We start from the raw sequence: 16,243 nt of genomic DNA, 5'->3' as shown, positions 1-16,243 counted from the left end.
TTGCGGCGCTACAACGCTGCGCGGTATCTGCCCCCCGATCCATGCCTTCGACTGCTTCCACCTCTCCGAACGCCTCCGACAGCATCGTCCGTGTGCGCGGCCTCTCCAAAATCTATGCCGGAGGGTTTCAGGCGCTCAAAAATATTGATCTGGACATCCGGCGCGGTGAAATCTTTGCCCTCCTCGGCCCCAACGGGGCCGGCAAGACCACCCTGATCAGCGTGATCTGCGGCATGAGCAACGCCACCGCCGGTACGGTCACGGCCGACGGCCACGACACCGTGCACGACTACCGCGCCGCGCGCGCCACCATCGGCCTGGTGCCCCAGGAGCTGCAGACGGATGCGTTTGAAACCGTCTGGGCCACGGTGAACTTCAGCCGTGGCCTGTTTGGCAAGCCCCCCAACCCGGCGCTGATCGAAAGAATCCTCAAAGACCTCTCGCTCTGGGACAAGAAGGACACCAAAATCCTCGCCCTCTCGGGCGGCATGAAGCGCCGCGTGCTGATCGCCAAGGCGCTGTCGCACGAGCCCAGAATCCTGTTCCTCGACGAGCCCAGCGCCGGTGTGGACGTGGAGTTGCGCCACGACATGTGGCGCCTGGTCCGGCAGCTGCGGGACGCCGGCACCACCATCATCCTGACCACGCACTACATTGAAGAGGCCGAAGACATGGCCGACCGCATTGGCGTGATCCGCCAGGGCGAGCTGATCGTGGTGGAAGACAAGGACGTGCTGATGCGCAAGCTGGGCAAAAAGCAGCTCACCCTCACCCTGCAACAGCCCATGGAGCGCGTGCCAGATGCACTGGCCCGCTGGCCATTGGAGCTTGGCAAAGGCGGCCAGGCACTCACCTACACCTTTGACTCGCAGCAGGAGGACACCGGCATTGCCGAACTGCTGCGTGCGCTGGCCGCGCAGGGCATTGACTTCAAGGACCTGCACTCCAGCGAGAGCTCGCTCGAAGATATCTTCGTCAGCCTGGTCCACGACACGAAAGCAGCCACCGCATGACCGGCCTGAACATCCATGGCGTGCGCGCCATTTACAAGTTTGAAATGAACCGTGCGTTTCGCACCTGGATGCAGAGCCTGATTGCGCCGGTGCTCTCGACCTCGCTCTATTTCATCGTCTTTGGTTCGGCCATCGGCTCACGCATGGGCGACATTGGCGGCGTCAGCTACGGCGCCTACATCATTCCTGGCCTCTTGATGCTCTCGCTGCTGTCCGAGAGCATTTCCAACTCGGCCTTTGGCATCTACATGCCCAAATGGTCCGGCACCATCTACGAGCTGCTGAGCGCACCGGTCAACTGGGTGGAAGTGCTACTGGGCTACGTGGGCGCGGCAGCCACCAAGTCGCTGATCGTGGGGGTACTCATTCTGTCCACGGCGCGGTTTTTCGTTCCCTACGAAGTGGCACACCCGGTGTGGATGGTCGGTTTCCTGATTCTCACGGCCATCACCTTCTGCCTTTTCGGCTTCATCATCGGTCTATGGGCCGACAGCTTTCAGAAGCTGCAGATCATTCCGCTGCTGGTGATTACGCCGCTGACCTTTCTGGGTGGCGCGTTCTACAGCATCAACATGCTGCCGCCGCTGTGGCAGAAAGTGTCATTGTTCAACCCGGTGGTCTACCTCATCAGCGGCCTGCGCTGGGCGTTTTACGGCCAGGCGGACGTGAACATTGGTGCCAGCGTGGGCATGACGCTCATGTTCATGGCCGCTTGTCTAGCGGTCGTGTGGTGGGTGTTCAAGACGGGGCACCGCATCCGGCGTTGAGTGCACAGTGTTTGAAGCACCCGGTCACCTCAGTCTTCCATGGTTTGCGGAATAGCATCTCGCATCAGCGCCACGAAACGCAGCAGTCGAGACGGATAGAAGCTTGCGTAGGGGTACGTGAGGTACACAGGGAGCGGCTGTGCGCACCACGCGGGGGCCAAATGCAGAAGACGCCCTTGCGCAAGGTCCTTCGTCAGCATCCAGCGCGAGCCAACGGCAACCCCCAATCCATGTAGCGCGGCACTCCGCAACGCATAGAGGCTGTCGGTGCTCATAACCGGACGCAGTGCAATACGCTGCGATTCACCGCTGCGCCTGTGGGTCAAGGTGATCTCGCGTCGGTAATAGGTCTTGAGCGACAGCCACGGCAAAGCTTGCAGGCCGTTGGCGTCCTGCGGTATCGCTTGCCCTTCCAACACCGACGGCGCGGCGACCACGATGCGCCGCACTTCAGCGAGCTTGATGGCGACCACTGACGGGTCGGTGGGCTCGCCGACCTGAATGGCGCAATCGACCCCCTCGACGATGAAGTCATGCACCTCATCGCGCAACACCCACTCGACCGAGACACGTGGACAGGCGCGTAAAAACTCGGCCAGCGGCCCGACGTAGTGCTCTTGTCCGAAAGCATGCGGTACCGCCACCCGCAGCAAGCCCTCAGGCGTTTCCTGTGCGCCGCGCAAATCGGCTTCGAACGCTGCCCAATTCGCCAGCAGCTCCTTGGCACGCTCGAAACAGCGTTCGCCTTCAAGTGTCAACCCCATGCCGTGGGTTGAGCGCTGCAGAAGTCTCACGCCAAGCGAACGTTCCAAGGTCTGGAGGCGCCGGCTGATGGTCGGTTGGGTGATCTGCATCTGCGCCGCTGCCGCAGACAGGCTGCCCGATTCCACGATGCGGACAAAAGTGGCCATCAACTGCAGCCGGTCACCAGAGTCGGCCACGCGTTCAGCAGAGACGGCGGGCGATGGGGATGCGCTTTTTATCATGCACAAAGCGTATAACAAAAGTACGCTCCAAGGCACTACCCAGGAATATCTTGTCCAAAGATACTCTGCTTACCCCCGATAAATCGCTCTACTGGCCAGGGTAAACACGGTAATTTTATGCATTCAGAGAATATCCATTCCGCTGCGACGTCATCCACACAGGCGTCGTCCTTGCCCACTTCGCTGGTGTTCATGTTGGCCAGTGGTGCCGGTCTGGCGGCCGCCACGCTCTATTACGCCCAGCCCATGCTCGGAGAACTGGGCACTGACATCGGTGCCACCCCGCGCAGCGTGGGCATGGTGCCGACCCTGACGCAACTGGGTTACGCGCTTGGCATCCTGGTGCTGGCTCCACTGGGTGATCGCTATGACAGGCGCAGCATCATTGTCTTCAAGGCCGGCGCCCTGGTGCTGGCACTGCTCGCAGCGGCAGCGGCACCATCCATGGGGGTACTGCTGGTGGCCAGCCTGGCGATTGGCGTGCTCGCCACCATGGCGCAGGACATCGTGCCGGCAGCCGCCACACTGGCACCCGAAGCGCACCGCGGCAAGGTGGTCGGCACCGTCATGACGGGCCTGCTACTGGGTATCCTGCTTTCCCGCGTGGTCAGCGGTTACGTTGCCGCCCATTTCGGCTGGCGGGCGATGTTTGGCGTTGCCGCACTCAGCATTGCAGTGATCTGCGTTGCCAGCTGGCGTGGTCTGCCGCGCTTTGTTCCCACCACCCAACTGCCCTATAACGCCCTGCTCCGCACGCTTCTTGAACTCTGGCGTCGCCACAGTGCGCTGCGCCGCGCCGCACTGGCGCAAGGCCTGCTTTCTGTCGGGTTCAGCGCGTTCTGGTCCACCTTGGCCGTAATGCTGCACGGCGCCCCGTTTCATCTGGGCAGTGCGGTCGCCGGCACGTTCGGCTTGGCCGGCGCAGCAGGTGCACTGGCAGCGCCGGTCGCCGGTCGCCTGGCCGATCGGTACGGCCCCGAATGGGTCAGCCGCATGGGGGCGGGAATCGCCACGCTGTCCTTTGCCGCCATGGCGCTGATGCCCTGGATGTCGCCACACGCACAACTGGCATTGCTGGCGGTCTGTGCCATCGGCTTCGACCTTGGCATTCAGACCACGCTGATCGCCCACCAGACCATCGTCTACGGCATCGACCCTGCCGCGCGCAGCCGGCTCAACGCGGTGCTGTTCGTAGGCATGTTCCTGGGCATGGCGACTGGCGCCGCGCTCGGCAGTCAGCTACTCGCCGCCTTCGGCTGGAACGGCGTCGCAGCACTGGCAACGGCCATGGCATTCGCGGCACTGGTGACACGCCTGTGGCGCGGCGGCATGCCGAGTCCCCAAGTGGCTTGATACGCAGCCTGCTTGCTCACACCAATTTGCGAATCGGCTGGTGGCGCCAGATCTTGCGGTAGTACGTGGACTGCAACAGCAACATGGTGATAAAGGCCACCGGGTAGCCCATCCACACACCGCGCAGGCCAAAATGCTGGCTCAGCAACCAAGCGGTCGGCAGCTCGACCAGCGCAATGCACGCAATGGCAATGCCGGTGGGCACCAGCACGGAGCCGCTGGCGCGCATCATTCCCGACAGCGCCGAGGCCATGCCGAAAATCACCGTGCCCCACAGCATGATGTGCAGCAGCTCCTGCGCCACCTCGATCACGGCCGGGTCGGTGATGAAAAAGCCCATCAGCGCGCGCGAGAACAGGTAGCCCAGCAGCACCAGCGCGCCCGTCAGCACCACATTCATCCACAGCGCCGTGCGCACGATGGCGCCCAGCGTGTGCAGGCGCCCGGCGCCAATCGCCTGCGCGCCCAGGATGGACGTGGTGATGGCAATCGAGATGGCCGGAAACTGCACGTAGGCCACCACCTGGTTCACCGCCCCATAGGCAGCCGTGGCCTGCGAGCCATAGCGGTTGACCAGACCCAGCAGGGCAATTTCAGCCAGCGACACCACGATCATCTGCACCCCGGTGGGCACACCCACCCGCAACACGCCGCGCAGCAAGCCCCAGTCGATGCGCAGATGCGCGGCCAGCGCATGGCCCGGCGCGAGTGGGCTGTGCAGGCGCACCAGCCGCCAGCCCAGCCAGGTGGTAGCCACAACAAACGACACCACCGTGGCCGCAGCGCCGCTGGCGACGCCCAGTTGGGGCAAACCTGCCCAGCCGCGAATCAGCGCAGGCGTCAGCACCAAGCCGATGCCGGCCGAAATCAGCAGCGTGTAGAGCGGCGTTACCGTGTCGCCCACACCGCGCAGCATGGCGGTGGCGAGCAGGAAGACGAACAGGCCGGGCATGGCAATCAGGATGATGCGGGCGTACTGCGTGGCGTCGTGCAGGATGTCCGCCGGGGTGCCCAGCGCGCGCAACATGGCGCCCGTGAAGCTCCCACCCAGCACCGCCACCACCAGGCCAAACGCCACGCCCACCGTCAGCGTCGTGCCGGCCACGGCACGCACCCGCTCGACCTTGCCCGCACCCCAGGCCTGGCCGATCAGCACCGAGGCGCCCGCGCCCAGGCCGATCATGAAGGCGATGAAGAAAAACATCACCGGAAAAAAACCCGAAACTGCTGCCAGCGCCTTGACACCCAGCATCTGCCCCAGGTAGATGTTGTTGAGCGTGCCTGAGAGCGACTGCAAGATATTGCTGGCCAGCATGGGCGCCAGGAACACGGCAAACACGCGCCACAGCGGGCGCGGTGCAGTGTGCGGCGCCGCTTGCGCAGCCGGCATGGCCAAAGCGGCCCGGTCAGGTGGGGTCATGCTCATTGCTCCAGGAAACAGCGGCCAGGCCTTGCAGATACTCCGCGACATCCTGGGGCCAGGCCGCCACCAGCGCCGCAAAGCGCGGCCGATCGCCTGCAAACAGCGCACGCGCGGCCTCTTCGAAACCTTCCAGTGAGCCCGCCATGGCGGTCATGAAACGGTAGGCCGCCTCGCGCGCTCCGCGCACGCTGTCGCGCCCGTGGTGAATGCGGCGCGCCTCTTCCACCAGGCGGCGCAGCGCGACCGAAGCGCCGCCGGGCTGGCGGCCGAGCCAGTCCCAGTGGCGCGGCAAAAGCGTGACCTCGCGCGCCACCACGCCCAGCTTGGGGCGGCCGACGCTGCGCGGCGCCTCGGCAGCCGTCGGTTCCGGAGCCGGCTCGCGCAAATCAAGGTCTACCAAAGCGCCGCTGGTGTCGTCAAAAATCAGAAGGGGTGCACCGCCTGTGTATTGCCGCAACTGGGCGAACACCTCTTGTCGGCCGCCTCTGGCGAGGCGTTCAAAGCCGGCAAAAGCGGTCAGGGTTCCCGAAGCAGCAGGATGGGAAGATGGGGTCATGGAGCACGATTCTCGGTAACGTACGAATGGGCTTGCGCTATGCGTGTCGCCTGCGTATCAACAGTCGGCGCATTCCCGGGCTTTGTCCTGGCACAGGGCCGCCAGCGCAAGCGCCATCTCAGGCAGATGGGCGAGCGTGGCCGGCCCCAGCGCTTGCGCGCACATGGCACGGACCGTGACTTCTGCCTCCTGCACCAGACGTTTTCCGACGGGCCGCAGACTTGCGCAGCGAAGGCCGTCTCCGCTCAAAGCGCTGTCTCGCTGCGCCAGGCCCACTTTCTCCAACTGCACCAGTTTCCGCGTCAGCGACGACAGCCTCATGCCAAGCGCCTGCGCAAGATCCACCATGGCGACGCGACCATCTGGCGCGCTCGCCAGCCTATGCAGGAGGGTGAAATCAGCGAAATCCAATCCATGGAAGTCACCCAGCCTGTCCGCCATCGACAGCTCAAGGCGCGCACAGGCACGGCTGAGCAACAGACAAAACCCTAGTGCATCTGGCGCCGGCCCGCTCATGGCGCTGCTCCGTTGTAGCCGCTATCACCATGGCAGGGAATTTCTTCCCGCCACAGTTCCAGCATGCCGTCGAGTTCGGCCCGGTAGTCGAACAGCGGATCATCCCGCTCCTTGATGCGGTCCACCACGGCAAAGCCGAAGCAGTCCGCCCCGTACGCGATCCAATCGTGCTGCAAAGGCTTGTTGCGGTGGGAGCGCAGGTTCAGCTCGAAGCGCATGCGGTTCATCGCGCCATCGAGGTTGAGGCTGCCACCCACATAGACCCGTCCATTGGACTGGTTGGTGAGGGTGAAGACGCCCGCGGGCAGGCGCGACTCCTTGTACTGGCGCACCAGCGCACGGCGCGCTGTCGAAGCGGCATGGCCCGCGTTGTCGCGCGGGGCCGTTGGCACGGGGGGATGGGTAGGCAGCGAGGGCGTCACACCTTAATTTTACCCGGACAATATTTAAATCGCAATATACCCGGGTAAAAATATACTCTTAAAACCGCTGCATCTTGCAACTCGTGGGCTGCTCGGCCTGCGCCGCAGGAATATCGCGCACCACCCGGAACCCATAGCCCGAGCCTTCCACATCGAACGGCACGCCGGGTGTGCCCTGCTTGTCCATCACGCCCACCACCAGCGGCTGCTGGAACTGGTGGTCGGCTGCGCGCATGCTGCCGCCGCGCCCTGCCAGGCTGACCTTCACGCCCTCCAACTGCCTGGCCACGGCGACGGCATCCACGCTGCCCGCGCCCTCCATGGCCTTGGTCAGCGCCTCGATCATCAGTTGCATGCGCATGTGCACATAGTCGTCCTGGGGCTTGGGAAAGCGCTCACGGAAAGATTTGTAGAACGCCGCGCTCTGCGCATCGGGGACATTGGGCATCCAGTCGGCCACGGCCACCACTTTGCCGATACCCGCATCGCCAATGGCGGCTGGGGCGCCCAGTGCGTTGCCGTAGAAGGTGTAGAAGCTGCCGGCGTAGCCCACTTCGCGTGCCGCCTTGACCAGCAGGGTCAGGTCATTGCCCCAGTTGCCGGTGATGACGGCCTGCGCGCCGCTGTTCTTGATCTTGACCGCATAAGGGGCAAAGTCCTTCACGCGGCCCACGGGGTGCAACTCGTCGCCCACGATCGCCACGTCCGGCCGCTGCAGCGCAAGCTGGCGACGCGCTTCGCGCAGCACGGCCTGGCCAAAGCTGTAATCCTGGCCGATCAGGTAGACGCTCTTGAGCGCCTTGTCGCCCCGCAGCACCTCCATCAGCGCCGCCATGCGCATGTCGGCATGGGCGTCGAAGCGGAAATGCCAGAAGCTGCACTTCTCGTTGGTCAGGATGGGGTCCACCGCCGCGTAGTTCAGAAACAGCACGCGCTTGCCCGGCTCGCGCTCGTTGTGCTTGTTGATGGCGTCAATCAACGCCGCCGCTGTAGCAGACGAATTGCCCTGCATCACCACGCGCGCCCCATCGTCAATGGCGGCGCGCAGGGCCGACAGCGCCTCTTCGTTCTGGCCCTTGCTGTCGTAGCGGGTAATCTGCAGCGGCCGCGCACCGCCTGCAGCGGCTGGCAGCACCACGCCACCGTGGGCGTTGACACGCTCGGTCGCCCACAGCAGGTTGCGAAACACCGCCTCGCCCGTGTTGGCAAACGGCCCGGAGAGACTTTCGATCAGCGCCAGTTTGATGGGCACCGTAGCCGTACTGACGGCACTCACCGGGGCATCCTGGGCGTGGGCCATGCCACCGCCGAGGCCCAACAGAGAAGCCAGACCAAGGGCCAAAGCGCCCAATTTCAAGCGCGCGCTGCGAAATTTATTCATCCAGGAATCCTTCTTGAATTCGCCGTGACTGTGCGTATCTCCTTCGGTATGCGGCGAACACACCGGGAGCCGCGCAGTGTAAATGGAGTAAACCCTATGATTTTCGCCCCCAGCTTGCGCCGCGCCAGCTTCATCCACGCCCCACGCGCCAGCGATGCTGCACTGCAACGTTTCTTGCTTGCCGCCGCCCAGGGCAGCCCTGCCGAAACGCCCGTTCAGGTCCAGCAGGACGACAAGGCCGTGACCGTACAACTCGACGTGCCGGGCCTCTCACGCGAGCAGCTCAGCATCACCATTGACGGCGCCCAGGTGCACCTGCGCAGCGTGGAAGGCGCCCCGCGCCAGGTGCAGCGCAGCTGGGAGCTGCCCACCGAAATCGATGCCCCCGCCAGCACCGCCAAACTGGAAAACGGCGTGCTGACCCTGGTGCTTGCCAAGCTGCAGCCCGAGAGCCGGGCCACCCAGCTCACCATCGGCTAAGCCGTTTCAAGCTCAATCAAAAATGGGTGGCCGAGGCCACCCATTTTTATTCAACTTTGATAGCTACTAGCGCATGTCCTGATTGCGCTGTAGGCCATTTTTACTTGATTTCTTCTACCTCTGACGCATGAGGTGTGTACGGGGGTCGTGGTTGCATTTTTGGCGGCATGCTTGCGCCAAGCGCAAGACCTGGATGTGCTTCGGCGCAGGCATTGGGGTCGGATCACGATGCAGCGCAGCGAAACTCGTGCTCAGACCCCAATCCCGGAATTTTGGGCGCGGCGCTGTTCGTGCTCATTGGCACGCTTGCCTTTGTTCGGAAGAGAAAATCCTGACAACCAAGAATTTTTGCCCTTTGAGAGGGCTTCTCGCGACAGGCGAGCGATGATCTTGAGTGAGTGATCTCGCCCCTGAAGTAACGCACGGGTTGTGCAACCCAATGTCGGTTGTGCAGCGGTAGCCGTCCTTCGGTGCCGAGGGCATTGGCGCGGAAACTGGGGTTGGCAATCCGGTGGGGGCAGGCTTACTTAGTTGATGCTCAATACATTTCCATCGGCATCGACAGTTGCAATCGCGCTTCCCGGAACGAGCGCATTGAAGCTATTGCGCGCACGATACGTCGTATACACAGTTATTGAGTTTGTGTTCACGACGTAGCGTGTTTCCACATGCTCATAGCTACTGGGGTCTTTCAGTCGAGCCTTGATAGCAGCCTCAACATTCCGGTGCGATCCGTCGTATCCTGAGAATTGGCCCTTAAGCTTGGCTTCCATTGCCGCCCTCTGAGCACTAGCTTCTTGAATTTTGCGCTGAACTTCCAGCTCATCTTCAACAGCTTTCAGTTTGGCTTGGTAGCGTTCCCTGCCGCCCGGCTCCTCCTGAATTAGCGTGCTGTAGATCGCCTTGAGCCGTTCTGGTGGCAAACCAGCTTCGTTTTGCTCTAAATCCAGACGCATCACCTGTACCGATGCCCGGTGCTGCAACCTGCCGAGGTCGGGGTCTTTGGTCACAGTCATGAACTTGCTGATGGTCGCAAATGCTTCGCGGGACTGGTTGTTCGCAAGCTGCTGCTCGACCTCCGCGATGATTTTGGTTTTGTTTGCAGCGTAATCGGCTGCTCGGTCGGACCTCTGCTTCGCGATCCTTGCCGCTGAATCCTGTTGCATTTTCAGCTGTGCGGCTTCTTCCCTTTTCGCTTTTTGGACGCCCGCGGAGAGCGCAATGCCAAGGAACAAGGCAACTGCAAGGGCGATGCTTGGCTTCAGGCTGAGGTTGATTTTTAACCGCTTGCGGGAAGGCGGCAGGAGCATCGCTAGGGCGGCGATGAGGATGAGTGCTGGCAGCACGTACACCTTCGTCTCTGTCATCGCGTAGTAGCAGTAAGCCGCCAGCCCTGCAGACATCCCATACAACCAAAACGTAGCGTGATCAGATGTCGTTTTCGTCTCCGCCATCTCACCAACTCCCTCAAAAATTTTGTTACAACATCTTAGCGCAGCAGGCTGGGATGGTGAGTTTGTTGGTAAGGTGCCTATATGGTTTGCGCTTTAGTGAAAGAGGTGTCACTGCGGGCGCATTACCCAAAGTTCCCGTTCGAGTCGGCGGGGCGCGGTGAGTTGCGCAGTCAAGTTGCCGGTTCAGAGGGTGAAGGGACCATTCAGAACAGGGGCTCAACGACCGGTATTGATCGACAACAGCCGCTCGTCATCTCAACGGTAATGCACTGCCGCAAGCATGAATTGGCAAAAAACCCGCGCTGCGCCCAGCATTCCGGGATTGGGGTCTGAGCACGAGTTTCGCTGCGCGAAATCGTGATCCGACCCCAATGCCTGCGCTGCGCTAAATCCGGCGCCACTGCCTGCGCCCCGCTCATCCCGACGCCCAGGGCCGAGCGCAGCGATGGCCCGAAGGGCTGCCCGGCTCCCCTTCCCCTCTGGCCGTGCCGAGGAGCACAGCTTCAGGCGGATCAGGGCCGCGCGCTGTTTGAGCGCAACGCAGTGAAGCGAGTTTGCGCGGACCCCGCCTGAAGCGCGCACCGCAGGTTGCCCCGAAGGGGTCACGGACAGCGGGGTCGCCTTCTCTTTGGTGTCTTTCTCTTGGCGACGCAAGAGAAAGATACTGCGCCGCCGGGCGCACATCCCGGCACCCGCCCTTGGCGAAGGCACGCCGCCAATCCAGCGGACCGGCTTCGGCAACTGCTGAATTCAACCGTTGCATAGCCTGGCAGCTCCTGGTCGTGAACAGCCCAACGACGTTGCGGTGGAAACTGCAGATGGACCCCAAGGCGCAAACATTCCCGCAGCGCCCTATTCAACCCCATTCAAATCAAACTTGATAGCTATCAGCGCATACCCATCAAGCGCTAGAGTCCATTTTCTCTATATTTTTCCCTGCTACGGGTTCTTTGCGGAGCGAGGCCCGGCCAGGGTGCTGCGGTGAATGAGGCCGCACCCTTTGTTCCGGGATTGGGGTCTGAGCACGAGTTTCGCTGCGCGAAATCGTGATCCGACCCCAATGCCTGCGCCGCTCTGGCTGCCAACGCCGTGGCCGAGCGCGGCGATGGCCCGAAAGGTGGCCTCGCTCCCAATCCCCGCTGTCCCTGCGCTGCTCGCGCTAGCGCTCACTCATGCCGCAGGGCATCAATCGGGTCCATGCGCGCCGCGCGCCGCGCTGGAAAATAACCAAACAGCACGCCGATGGCGGCCGAAAAAACGAACGAGGCGATGTTCACCACCGGGTTGAACAGGAAAGGAATTTCCATGGCCCCGGAGAGCACCACCGAGGCCAGCGCCGCCAGCACGATGCCGACCAACCCTCCCAGCGCTGCGAGCACCACGGCCTCGATCAGGAACTGCAGCAGCACCTCACGCTCCAGCGCGCCAATGGCCAGGCGCAGGCCGATCTCACGGGTGCGCTCGGTGACGCTCACCAGCATGATGTTCATGATGCCGATGCCGCCCACCAACAGGCTCACGGCGGCCACTGCGCCCAGCAGCGTGGTCATGATTTTGGTGGTGCCCGAGAGCGTGTCGGCCAGTTGCTTGGTATCGAGCACGTTGAAATTGTCTTCGTCGGTATCAGCAAGCTTGCGGCGCTCGCGCAGCAACTGCGTCAGGCTTGCTTTCACCCGCGACGCGTCGCTGCCGTCCTGCATGGACACCAGCAGCGTGTTGACCTGGGTGTTGCCGGTGATGCGCCGTTGCAGCGTTTTGAGCGGCATGAAGACCATGTCGTCCTGGTCGTTGCCGAAGGCGCCCTGGCCTTTGGACGCGAGCACGCCCACCACTTCGCAGCTGATCTGCTTCACGCGCAATGGCGCACCGACTGCCGCACCGTTGCCAAAGAGCTCGCGCCGCACGGTTTCGCCGATCAGGCACACGGCGGCACCGGCGCGCAGTTCTGCTTCGGTAAACAAACGGCCGCTGGCCAGCGTCCAGTTGCCGATGGTGAGCCAGTCGTTGGTGCTGCCGGTAATCGAGCTGGTCCAGTTGCGGCCGTTGGCTACCAGCGTGCCGCTGGCGCGCGATTCGGGCGCCGCAGCGGCCACACCGCCGATCTGGCTGGCAATGGCCTCGGCGTCGGTGTCCTTGAAGGCCGGTGCGCTCGCACCGCCGCTGCCAGGGCCCATGCGCTGGCCGGGCCGCACCTGGAGCAGGTTGGTGCCCAAACCCGAAATCTGGTTCTGCACCGCCAACGTGGCGCCATTGCCCACGGTGACCATGGTGATGACGGCGCTGACACCGATCACGATGCCGAGCACCGTCAGGAAAGAGCGCATCAGGTTGCGCCGAATCGAACGCAGCGCCAGCAGCAGGGTGTTAAGCCACATGGGCGATCTCCGTGGGTGCGGGTGCAGCCGCCTGCAGCCCGACCGGCGCCGGATTGCGCTCGTCGCTCTCCACCACCCCATCGACAAAGCGCACGATGCGCCGCGCATAGGCGGCCATGTCGCTCTCGTGCGTCACCATGATCACGGTGATGCCCAGGTCGGCATTGAGGTGCCAGAGCAGCCCCATGATCTCTTTGCTGCGCGCGGTGTCCAAGTTGCCGGTGGGCTCGTCGGCCAGCAGCACGGCCGGCTCGGTGACGATGGCGCGGGCAATCGCCACGCGCTGCTGCTGCCCACCCGAGAGTTCGCCCGGCGAGTGGTGCTCCCAGCCCTTGAGCCCCACGGCTTCGAGCGCACGCGTCGCCATCGCATGGCGCTTGGCTGCGGGCTCGCCGCGGTAGATCAGGGGGAGCTCGACGTTTTCCAGCGCCGAGGTACGTGCCAGCAAATTGAAGCCCTGGAAGACAAAGCCCAGATAGCGCCGGCGCAGCCGGGCGCGCTCGTCGCGGCTGAGCGATTGCACCTGCACGCCCTGAAACTCGTAGGTGCCCGTGGTAGGGGTATCCAGGCACCCCAGGGTGTTCATGGCGGTGGACTTGCCCGAACCGCTCGGGCCCATGATGGCCACGAAGTCGCCGCGCGCAATATCCAGATCCACCCCCTTGAGCGCCTGGAACGCGGTGTCACCCGTGCCGTACACCTTGGTAATGCCGCGCAGGCGGATCAGCGGGGCATCGGCTGGCATCACGCCCCGGCCCCGCTGCTGCGCTGATCGGTAATGACGGGCAGACCGGGCTCCAGCCCCTCGCCGCTGACCTCTGTCACGCGACCGTCGCTGATGCCCGTGGTGACCGACAAGGCCTCCGGCTGGCCATCCTTGAGCAGCCAGATCTGGCGTGTGCCCGGGGTGTTGCCGTCGGGCCGCGCCGTCTTGACCCCGCTCCTGGGGGGGCGCGGCATCATCTTGGAGAGAATGCCGCCGCTCTGCGCACTGCCGCCCTTGGCGGGCGCACTGCCCACGGGCGAAAAGCGCAGCGCGGTGTTGGGCACCAGCAGCACATCCTTGCGCTCGGTGGCCACGATGGTGGCGACCGCCGTCATGCCGGGGCGCAGGGCGAGGTCGGAGTTGTCCACCTTCAGCGTCGTCACGTAGGTCACCACATTGTTGGTGGTGGTCGAGCCAAAGGCAACGCGTTCGATGGTGGCTGGAAAGCGCCGCGTCGGGTAGGCGCTGACGGTGAAACTGGCCTTTTGGCCGACCGCCACCGCGCCGACATCGGCCTCATCCACATTGGCATCGAGCTCAAGTTGCGCCAGGTTCTCGGCGACCGAGAACAAGGTCACAGCCTGCAAGGAAGCCGCCACGGCATTGCCCGGCTCGACCGATCGGCTGAGCACCACACCGTCGATGGGCGAGCGGATCGACGCCTTGGACAGATTGGTTTCATCGGTCGACAGCGTGGCACGCGCCACCACCACATTGGCCCGGGCGCTGTCTTCTGCGGCCACGGCACGGTCCAGGGCAGCGCGCGCGCTATCGAGTTCAGTGGCCGACGGCACCTTGCCGCCCGAGAGTTTCGCGACTTCCTCAAAACGCGCCAGGGCGGCCCGCGCCTCCTGGGTCGTGGCCACACTTTGCGCCTGCGCGGCCTGCGAAGCGGCCAGTGCGGCACGCGAGCGCGTCACCTGGTCGCTGAACTTGGAGGCATCGAGTTCCACCAGCACCTGCCCTGCCTTGACCCTGTCGTTCACATCCACCAGCACCCGTTTGATGGTGCCGGAGAGTTCACTGCCGATGTTCACCGAGCGGGTCGGCTGCAGCGTGCCGTTGGCCGACACCGTGAGGGTGATATTGCCCCTGGTGATCGGTGTCGTCACATAGGCGGGGGCGGATTTTTCCTGGTTTTGTACCTGCCAGTAATACACACCGCCAGCGGCCAGCAGCAGGGCAGCGAGCCCTATCCACAAGGAAGAGCGCTGCCACCAGCGCGGCGGGTGGTCGTCGCCCAGCAAGGACTGCAGATCGGTGGGCGGGGTGTTGGCGGACGGTGTCGCTGGTGGACGGGTTGTCATCATGGGCGCGTGTTCTTGGTGGGAATCATGGCGGTGGCATTGCCATCGCCTTCGGGTGCCCAGCCGCCGCCCAGCGCCTTGTAGAGACGCACATGGTCGTTCGCGAGGCTGACCTGTGTACTGGCGACGCCGTCCTGGGCGGAAAGCAGGGTGCGCTGGGTATCGAGCACGGTGGGGAAATCGATCAGCCCGCTCTGGTAGCGCTGGTGTGCCAGAAGGTCGGCATTGGCGGCGGCACTGGCAGCGGCCTGCAGGTGCGCCAGGCGCTCGCGGTCGCCTTGCAGGGCGACCAGGGCGTCCTCCACGTCCTGCAGCGCCGTCAGCACGGTCGCTTCATAGCCAATGCGCGCCTGCTCCAGTGCAGCTTCCTGCACCCGAACCTGGGCGCGCGCGGCGCCGCCGTCAAACAGCGGCACAGAAATGCTGGCCAGCAGCGCATTGGCCACACTGGCGCCGCCCGTCAGCGCCCCCAGCGTCGCCGCACTCAGGCCCAGATTGCCGCTGATGCGCAGGCTGGGGTAGCGGGCCGCATCGGCCTGCGACACGCGGGCCAAAGCCGCACTGATGCGCGCCTCGGCTGCCCGCACGTCGGCGCGCTGGCGCAGGGTTTGTGCAGGAATGGCCAAGGCCAGGTCGGCTGGCGCCTGCGGGACGGGGGCAGCGTCCGCCAACGCCGCATCCAGCGCTGCGGGCGGCTGGCCCGTCAGCACGGCAAGCGCATGGCGCGTCTGCGCCAGGCTGCTCTCAAGCGCCGGCACTTGCGCGGCCGTCTGTTCGGCGGCCGCACGGGCCTGTTCGGTATCGAGCGAGGTGATCAGCCCGGCCTGCAGGCGCCAGTTGCTGATCTGCAGGGTCTCCTGCTGGCTGGCGAGGTTGCTGCGTGCAATGGCCAGGCGCTCCTGCAGGCCACGCAGCGCAATGTAGTTGGCTGCCACCTCCGCAGCCAGCGACACCTGGGCATCGCCAAGGTTGGCCTTTGCAACGGCCACGTCGGCCTCGCTTGCCGCCACGGCACTGCTCTGCGCGCCAAACAGGTCAGGCTCCCAGCTCGCATCGAACCCTGCGGCAAAACGGTTGGCGGTGGCGCCTGCGGTGCGACTGCGCTGCGCCGAGCCAGACGCACCCACCGACGGCAGCAGGCCGGCAGCCTGCACATCGCTCACGGCCCGCGCCTGGCGCAGCGCTGCCTCGGTCTGGCGCAGGGTGGCGTTGCTGGCCAGCGCCTGCCCCACCAAGCTGCTGAGCACAGGGTCGTCAAAGCGCCCCCACCACTGCCCAAGCGACGTGGCAGCGTTGCCCACTGGCGCACCCGCCCACTTTGCAGGCGTCGCCCACGCGGGGGTGTCGGCGGTACTTCCTGTCGGGGCGGCGCACCCGGACAACAGCGCGGCGCTGGCGGCCACTGCCAGAGCCATGCGGCGCCTACCGTGAGTCGAACAGGAAT

General features: G+C 64.2%; 15 protein-coding genes. 4 read left to right on the top strand and 11 right to left on the bottom strand.

The features are described from left to right. Positions 1-41: 41 nt before the first annotated feature. On the top strand, positions 42-1,013 hold the full coding sequence (locus tag D3F03_RS00560) for an ABC transporter ATP-binding protein (protein ID WP_119107436.1): 972 nt from the start codon (positions 42-44) through the stop codon (positions 1,011-1,013). Positions 1,014-1,018: 5 nt separating this feature from the next. Next, the gene (locus D3F03_RS00555; RefSeq protein WP_119108485.1) at positions 1,019-1,780 is read left to right on the top strand and encodes an ABC transporter permease; all 762 of its coding nucleotides are present in this window, start codon (positions 1,019-1,021) and stop codon (positions 1,778-1,780) included. 29 nt (positions 1,781-1,809) lie between these two features. Here D3F03_RS00555 and D3F03_RS00550 read toward each other — a convergent pair whose 3' ends face one another. After that, the gene (locus tag D3F03_RS00550) at positions 1,810-2,766 is read right to left on the bottom strand and encodes a LysR family transcriptional regulator (RefSeq protein ID WP_119107435.1); all 957 of its coding nucleotides are present in this window, start codon (positions 2,764-2,766) and stop codon (positions 1,810-1,812) included. A 192-nt stretch (positions 2,767-2,958) separates the two neighbouring features. On the opposite strand from D3F03_RS00550, the gene D3F03_RS00545 reads away from it, so the two are divergent. Then, positions 2,959-4,119, top strand: coding sequence for an MFS transporter (locus D3F03_RS00545; protein ID WP_425453084.1), 1,161 nt, complete (start codon positions 2,959-2,961; stop codon positions 4,117-4,119). Between the two features lie 16 nt (positions 4,120-4,135). Here the strand turns inward: D3F03_RS00545 and D3F03_RS00540 are convergent, their stop codons facing one another. The 5 genes from D3F03_RS00540 to D3F03_RS00520 all read right to left on the bottom strand — a co-directional run bounded on the left by D3F03_RS00540 (position 4,136) and on the right by D3F03_RS00520 (position 8,417). Then, positions 4,136-5,539, bottom strand: coding sequence for an MATE family efflux transporter (locus D3F03_RS00540; protein ID WP_245960449.1), 1,404 nt, complete (start codon positions 5,537-5,539; stop codon positions 4,136-4,138). Then, the gene (locus tag D3F03_RS00535) at positions 5,526-6,098 is read right to left on the bottom strand and encodes a DUF2239 family protein (protein ID WP_119107433.1); all 573 of its coding nucleotides are present in this window, start codon (positions 6,096-6,098) and stop codon (positions 5,526-5,528) included. The genes D3F03_RS00540 and D3F03_RS00535 overlap by 14 nt, the downstream gene beginning before the upstream one ends. 57 nt (positions 6,099-6,155) lie before the next feature. Further along, positions 6,156-6,575, bottom strand: a complete 420-nt coding sequence (locus D3F03_RS00530) for a helix-turn-helix domain-containing protein (RefSeq protein WP_245960448.1) — start codon at positions 6,573-6,575, stop codon at positions 6,156-6,158. Between the two features lie 35 nt (positions 6,576-6,610). Further along, on the bottom strand, positions 6,611-7,006 hold the full coding sequence (locus D3F03_RS00525) for a GIY-YIG nuclease family protein (protein ID WP_119108483.1): 396 nt from the start codon (positions 7,004-7,006) through the stop codon (positions 6,611-6,613). 88 nt (positions 7,007-7,094) lie between these two features. Then, complete coding sequence (locus D3F03_RS00520) at positions 7,095-8,417, bottom strand: branched-chain amino acid ABC transporter substrate-binding protein (protein ID WP_119107431.1); 1,323 nt, start codon at positions 8,415-8,417, stop codon at positions 7,095-7,097. Positions 8,418-8,513: 96 nt separating this feature from the next. Between D3F03_RS00520 and D3F03_RS00515 the strand changes: the two genes are divergently transcribed. Beyond that, on the top strand, positions 8,514-8,897 hold the full coding sequence (locus D3F03_RS00515) for an Hsp20/alpha crystallin family protein (protein ID WP_119107430.1): 384 nt from the start codon (positions 8,514-8,516) through the stop codon (positions 8,895-8,897). A gap of 527 nt (positions 8,898-9,424) precedes the next feature. Here D3F03_RS00515 and D3F03_RS00510 read toward each other — a convergent pair. From D3F03_RS00510 to D3F03_RS00490, 5 genes are all read right to left on the bottom strand, one after another. After that, on the bottom strand, positions 9,425-10,351 hold the full coding sequence (locus tag D3F03_RS00510; protein ID WP_119107429.1) for a hypothetical protein: 927 nt from the start codon (positions 10,349-10,351) through the stop codon (positions 9,425-9,427). Positions 10,352-11,517: 1,166 nt separating this feature from the next. Then, the gene (locus D3F03_RS00505) at positions 11,518-12,726 is read right to left on the bottom strand and encodes an ABC transporter permease (protein WP_119107428.1); all 1,209 of its coding nucleotides are present in this window, start codon (positions 12,724-12,726) and stop codon (positions 11,518-11,520) included. Continuing rightward, positions 12,716-13,471 carry an ABC transporter ATP-binding protein gene (locus D3F03_RS00500; protein WP_119107427.1) on the bottom strand — a complete coding sequence of 252 codons (756 nt, stop codon included), beginning with the start codon at positions 13,469-13,471 and terminating at the stop codon, positions 12,716-12,718. The genes D3F03_RS00505 and D3F03_RS00500 overlap by 11 nt, the downstream gene beginning before the upstream one ends. Continuing rightward, positions 13,471-14,799, bottom strand: a complete 1,329-nt coding sequence (locus tag D3F03_RS00495; protein WP_119107426.1) for an efflux RND transporter periplasmic adaptor subunit — start codon at positions 14,797-14,799, stop codon at positions 13,471-13,473. The genes D3F03_RS00500 and D3F03_RS00495 overlap by 1 nt, the downstream gene beginning before the upstream one ends. Beyond that, a complete protein-coding gene (locus D3F03_RS00490; protein WP_119107425.1) occupies positions 14,799-16,214 on the bottom strand; it encodes an efflux transporter outer membrane subunit in 1,416 nt (471 codons plus the stop codon). Before D3F03_RS00490 ends, D3F03_RS00495 begins: the two co-directional genes overlap by 1 nt. Positions 16,215-16,243: the final 29 nt, after the last annotated feature.

It is taken from the genome of Simplicispira hankyongi (assembly GCF_003570885.1).
In the GTDB taxonomy this organism is placed as follows: Bacteria; Pseudomonadota; Gammaproteobacteria; order Burkholderiales; family Burkholderiaceae_C; genus Simplicispira; species Simplicispira hankyongi.
Note: the sequence above shows the minus strand (reverse complement) of the source record. Positions and strands in the feature narration are given on the sequence as shown.

What these genes read in the sequence shown, in the direction of transcription:
- D3F03_RS00500 (WP_119107427.1), bottom strand. Translation starts at nt 13,471, where the DNA reads ATGCCAGCCGATGCCCCGCTGATCCGCCTGCGCGGCATTACCAAGGTG.
- D3F03_RS00515 (WP_119107430.1), top strand. Translation starts at nt 8,514, where the DNA reads ATGATTTTCGCCCCCAGCTTGCGCCGCGCCAGCTTCATCCACGCCCCA.
- D3F03_RS00545 (WP_425453084.1), top strand. Translation starts at nt 2,959, where the DNA reads ATGTTGGCCAGTGGTGCCGGTCTGGCGGCCGCCACGCTCTATTACGCC.
- D3F03_RS00550 (WP_119107435.1), bottom strand. Translation starts at nt 2,766, where the DNA reads ATGATAAAAAGCGCATCCCCATCGCCCGCCGTCTCTGCTGAACGCGTG.
- D3F03_RS00540 (WP_245960449.1), bottom strand. Translation starts at nt 5,539, where the DNA reads ATGACCCCACCTGACCGGGCCGCTTTGGCCATGCCGGCTGCGCAAGCG.
- D3F03_RS00505 (WP_119107428.1), bottom strand. Translation starts at nt 12,726, where the DNA reads ATGTGGCTTAACACCCTGCTGCTGGCGCTGCGTTCGATTCGGCGCAAC.
- D3F03_RS00510 (WP_119107429.1), bottom strand. Translation starts at nt 10,351, where the DNA reads ATGGCGGAGACGAAAACGACATCTGATCACGCTACGTTTTGGTTGTAT.
- D3F03_RS00535 (WP_119107433.1), bottom strand. Translation starts at nt 6,098, where the DNA reads ATGACCCCATCTTCCCATCCTGCTGCTTCGGGAACCCTGACCGCTTTT.
- D3F03_RS00495 (WP_119107426.1), bottom strand. Translation starts at nt 14,799, where the DNA reads ATGACAACCCGTCCACCAGCGACACCGTCCGCCAACACCCCGCCCACC.
- D3F03_RS00490 (WP_119107425.1), bottom strand. Translation starts at nt 16,214, where the DNA reads ATGGCTCTGGCAGTGGCCGCCAGCGCCGCGCTGTTGTCCGGGTGCGCC.
- D3F03_RS00560 (WP_119107436.1), top strand. Translation starts at nt 42, where the DNA reads ATGCCTTCGACTGCTTCCACCTCTCCGAACGCCTCCGACAGCATCGTC.
- D3F03_RS00520 (WP_119107431.1), bottom strand. Translation starts at nt 8,417, where the DNA reads ATGAATAAATTTCGCAGCGCGCGCTTGAAATTGGGCGCTTTGGCCCTT.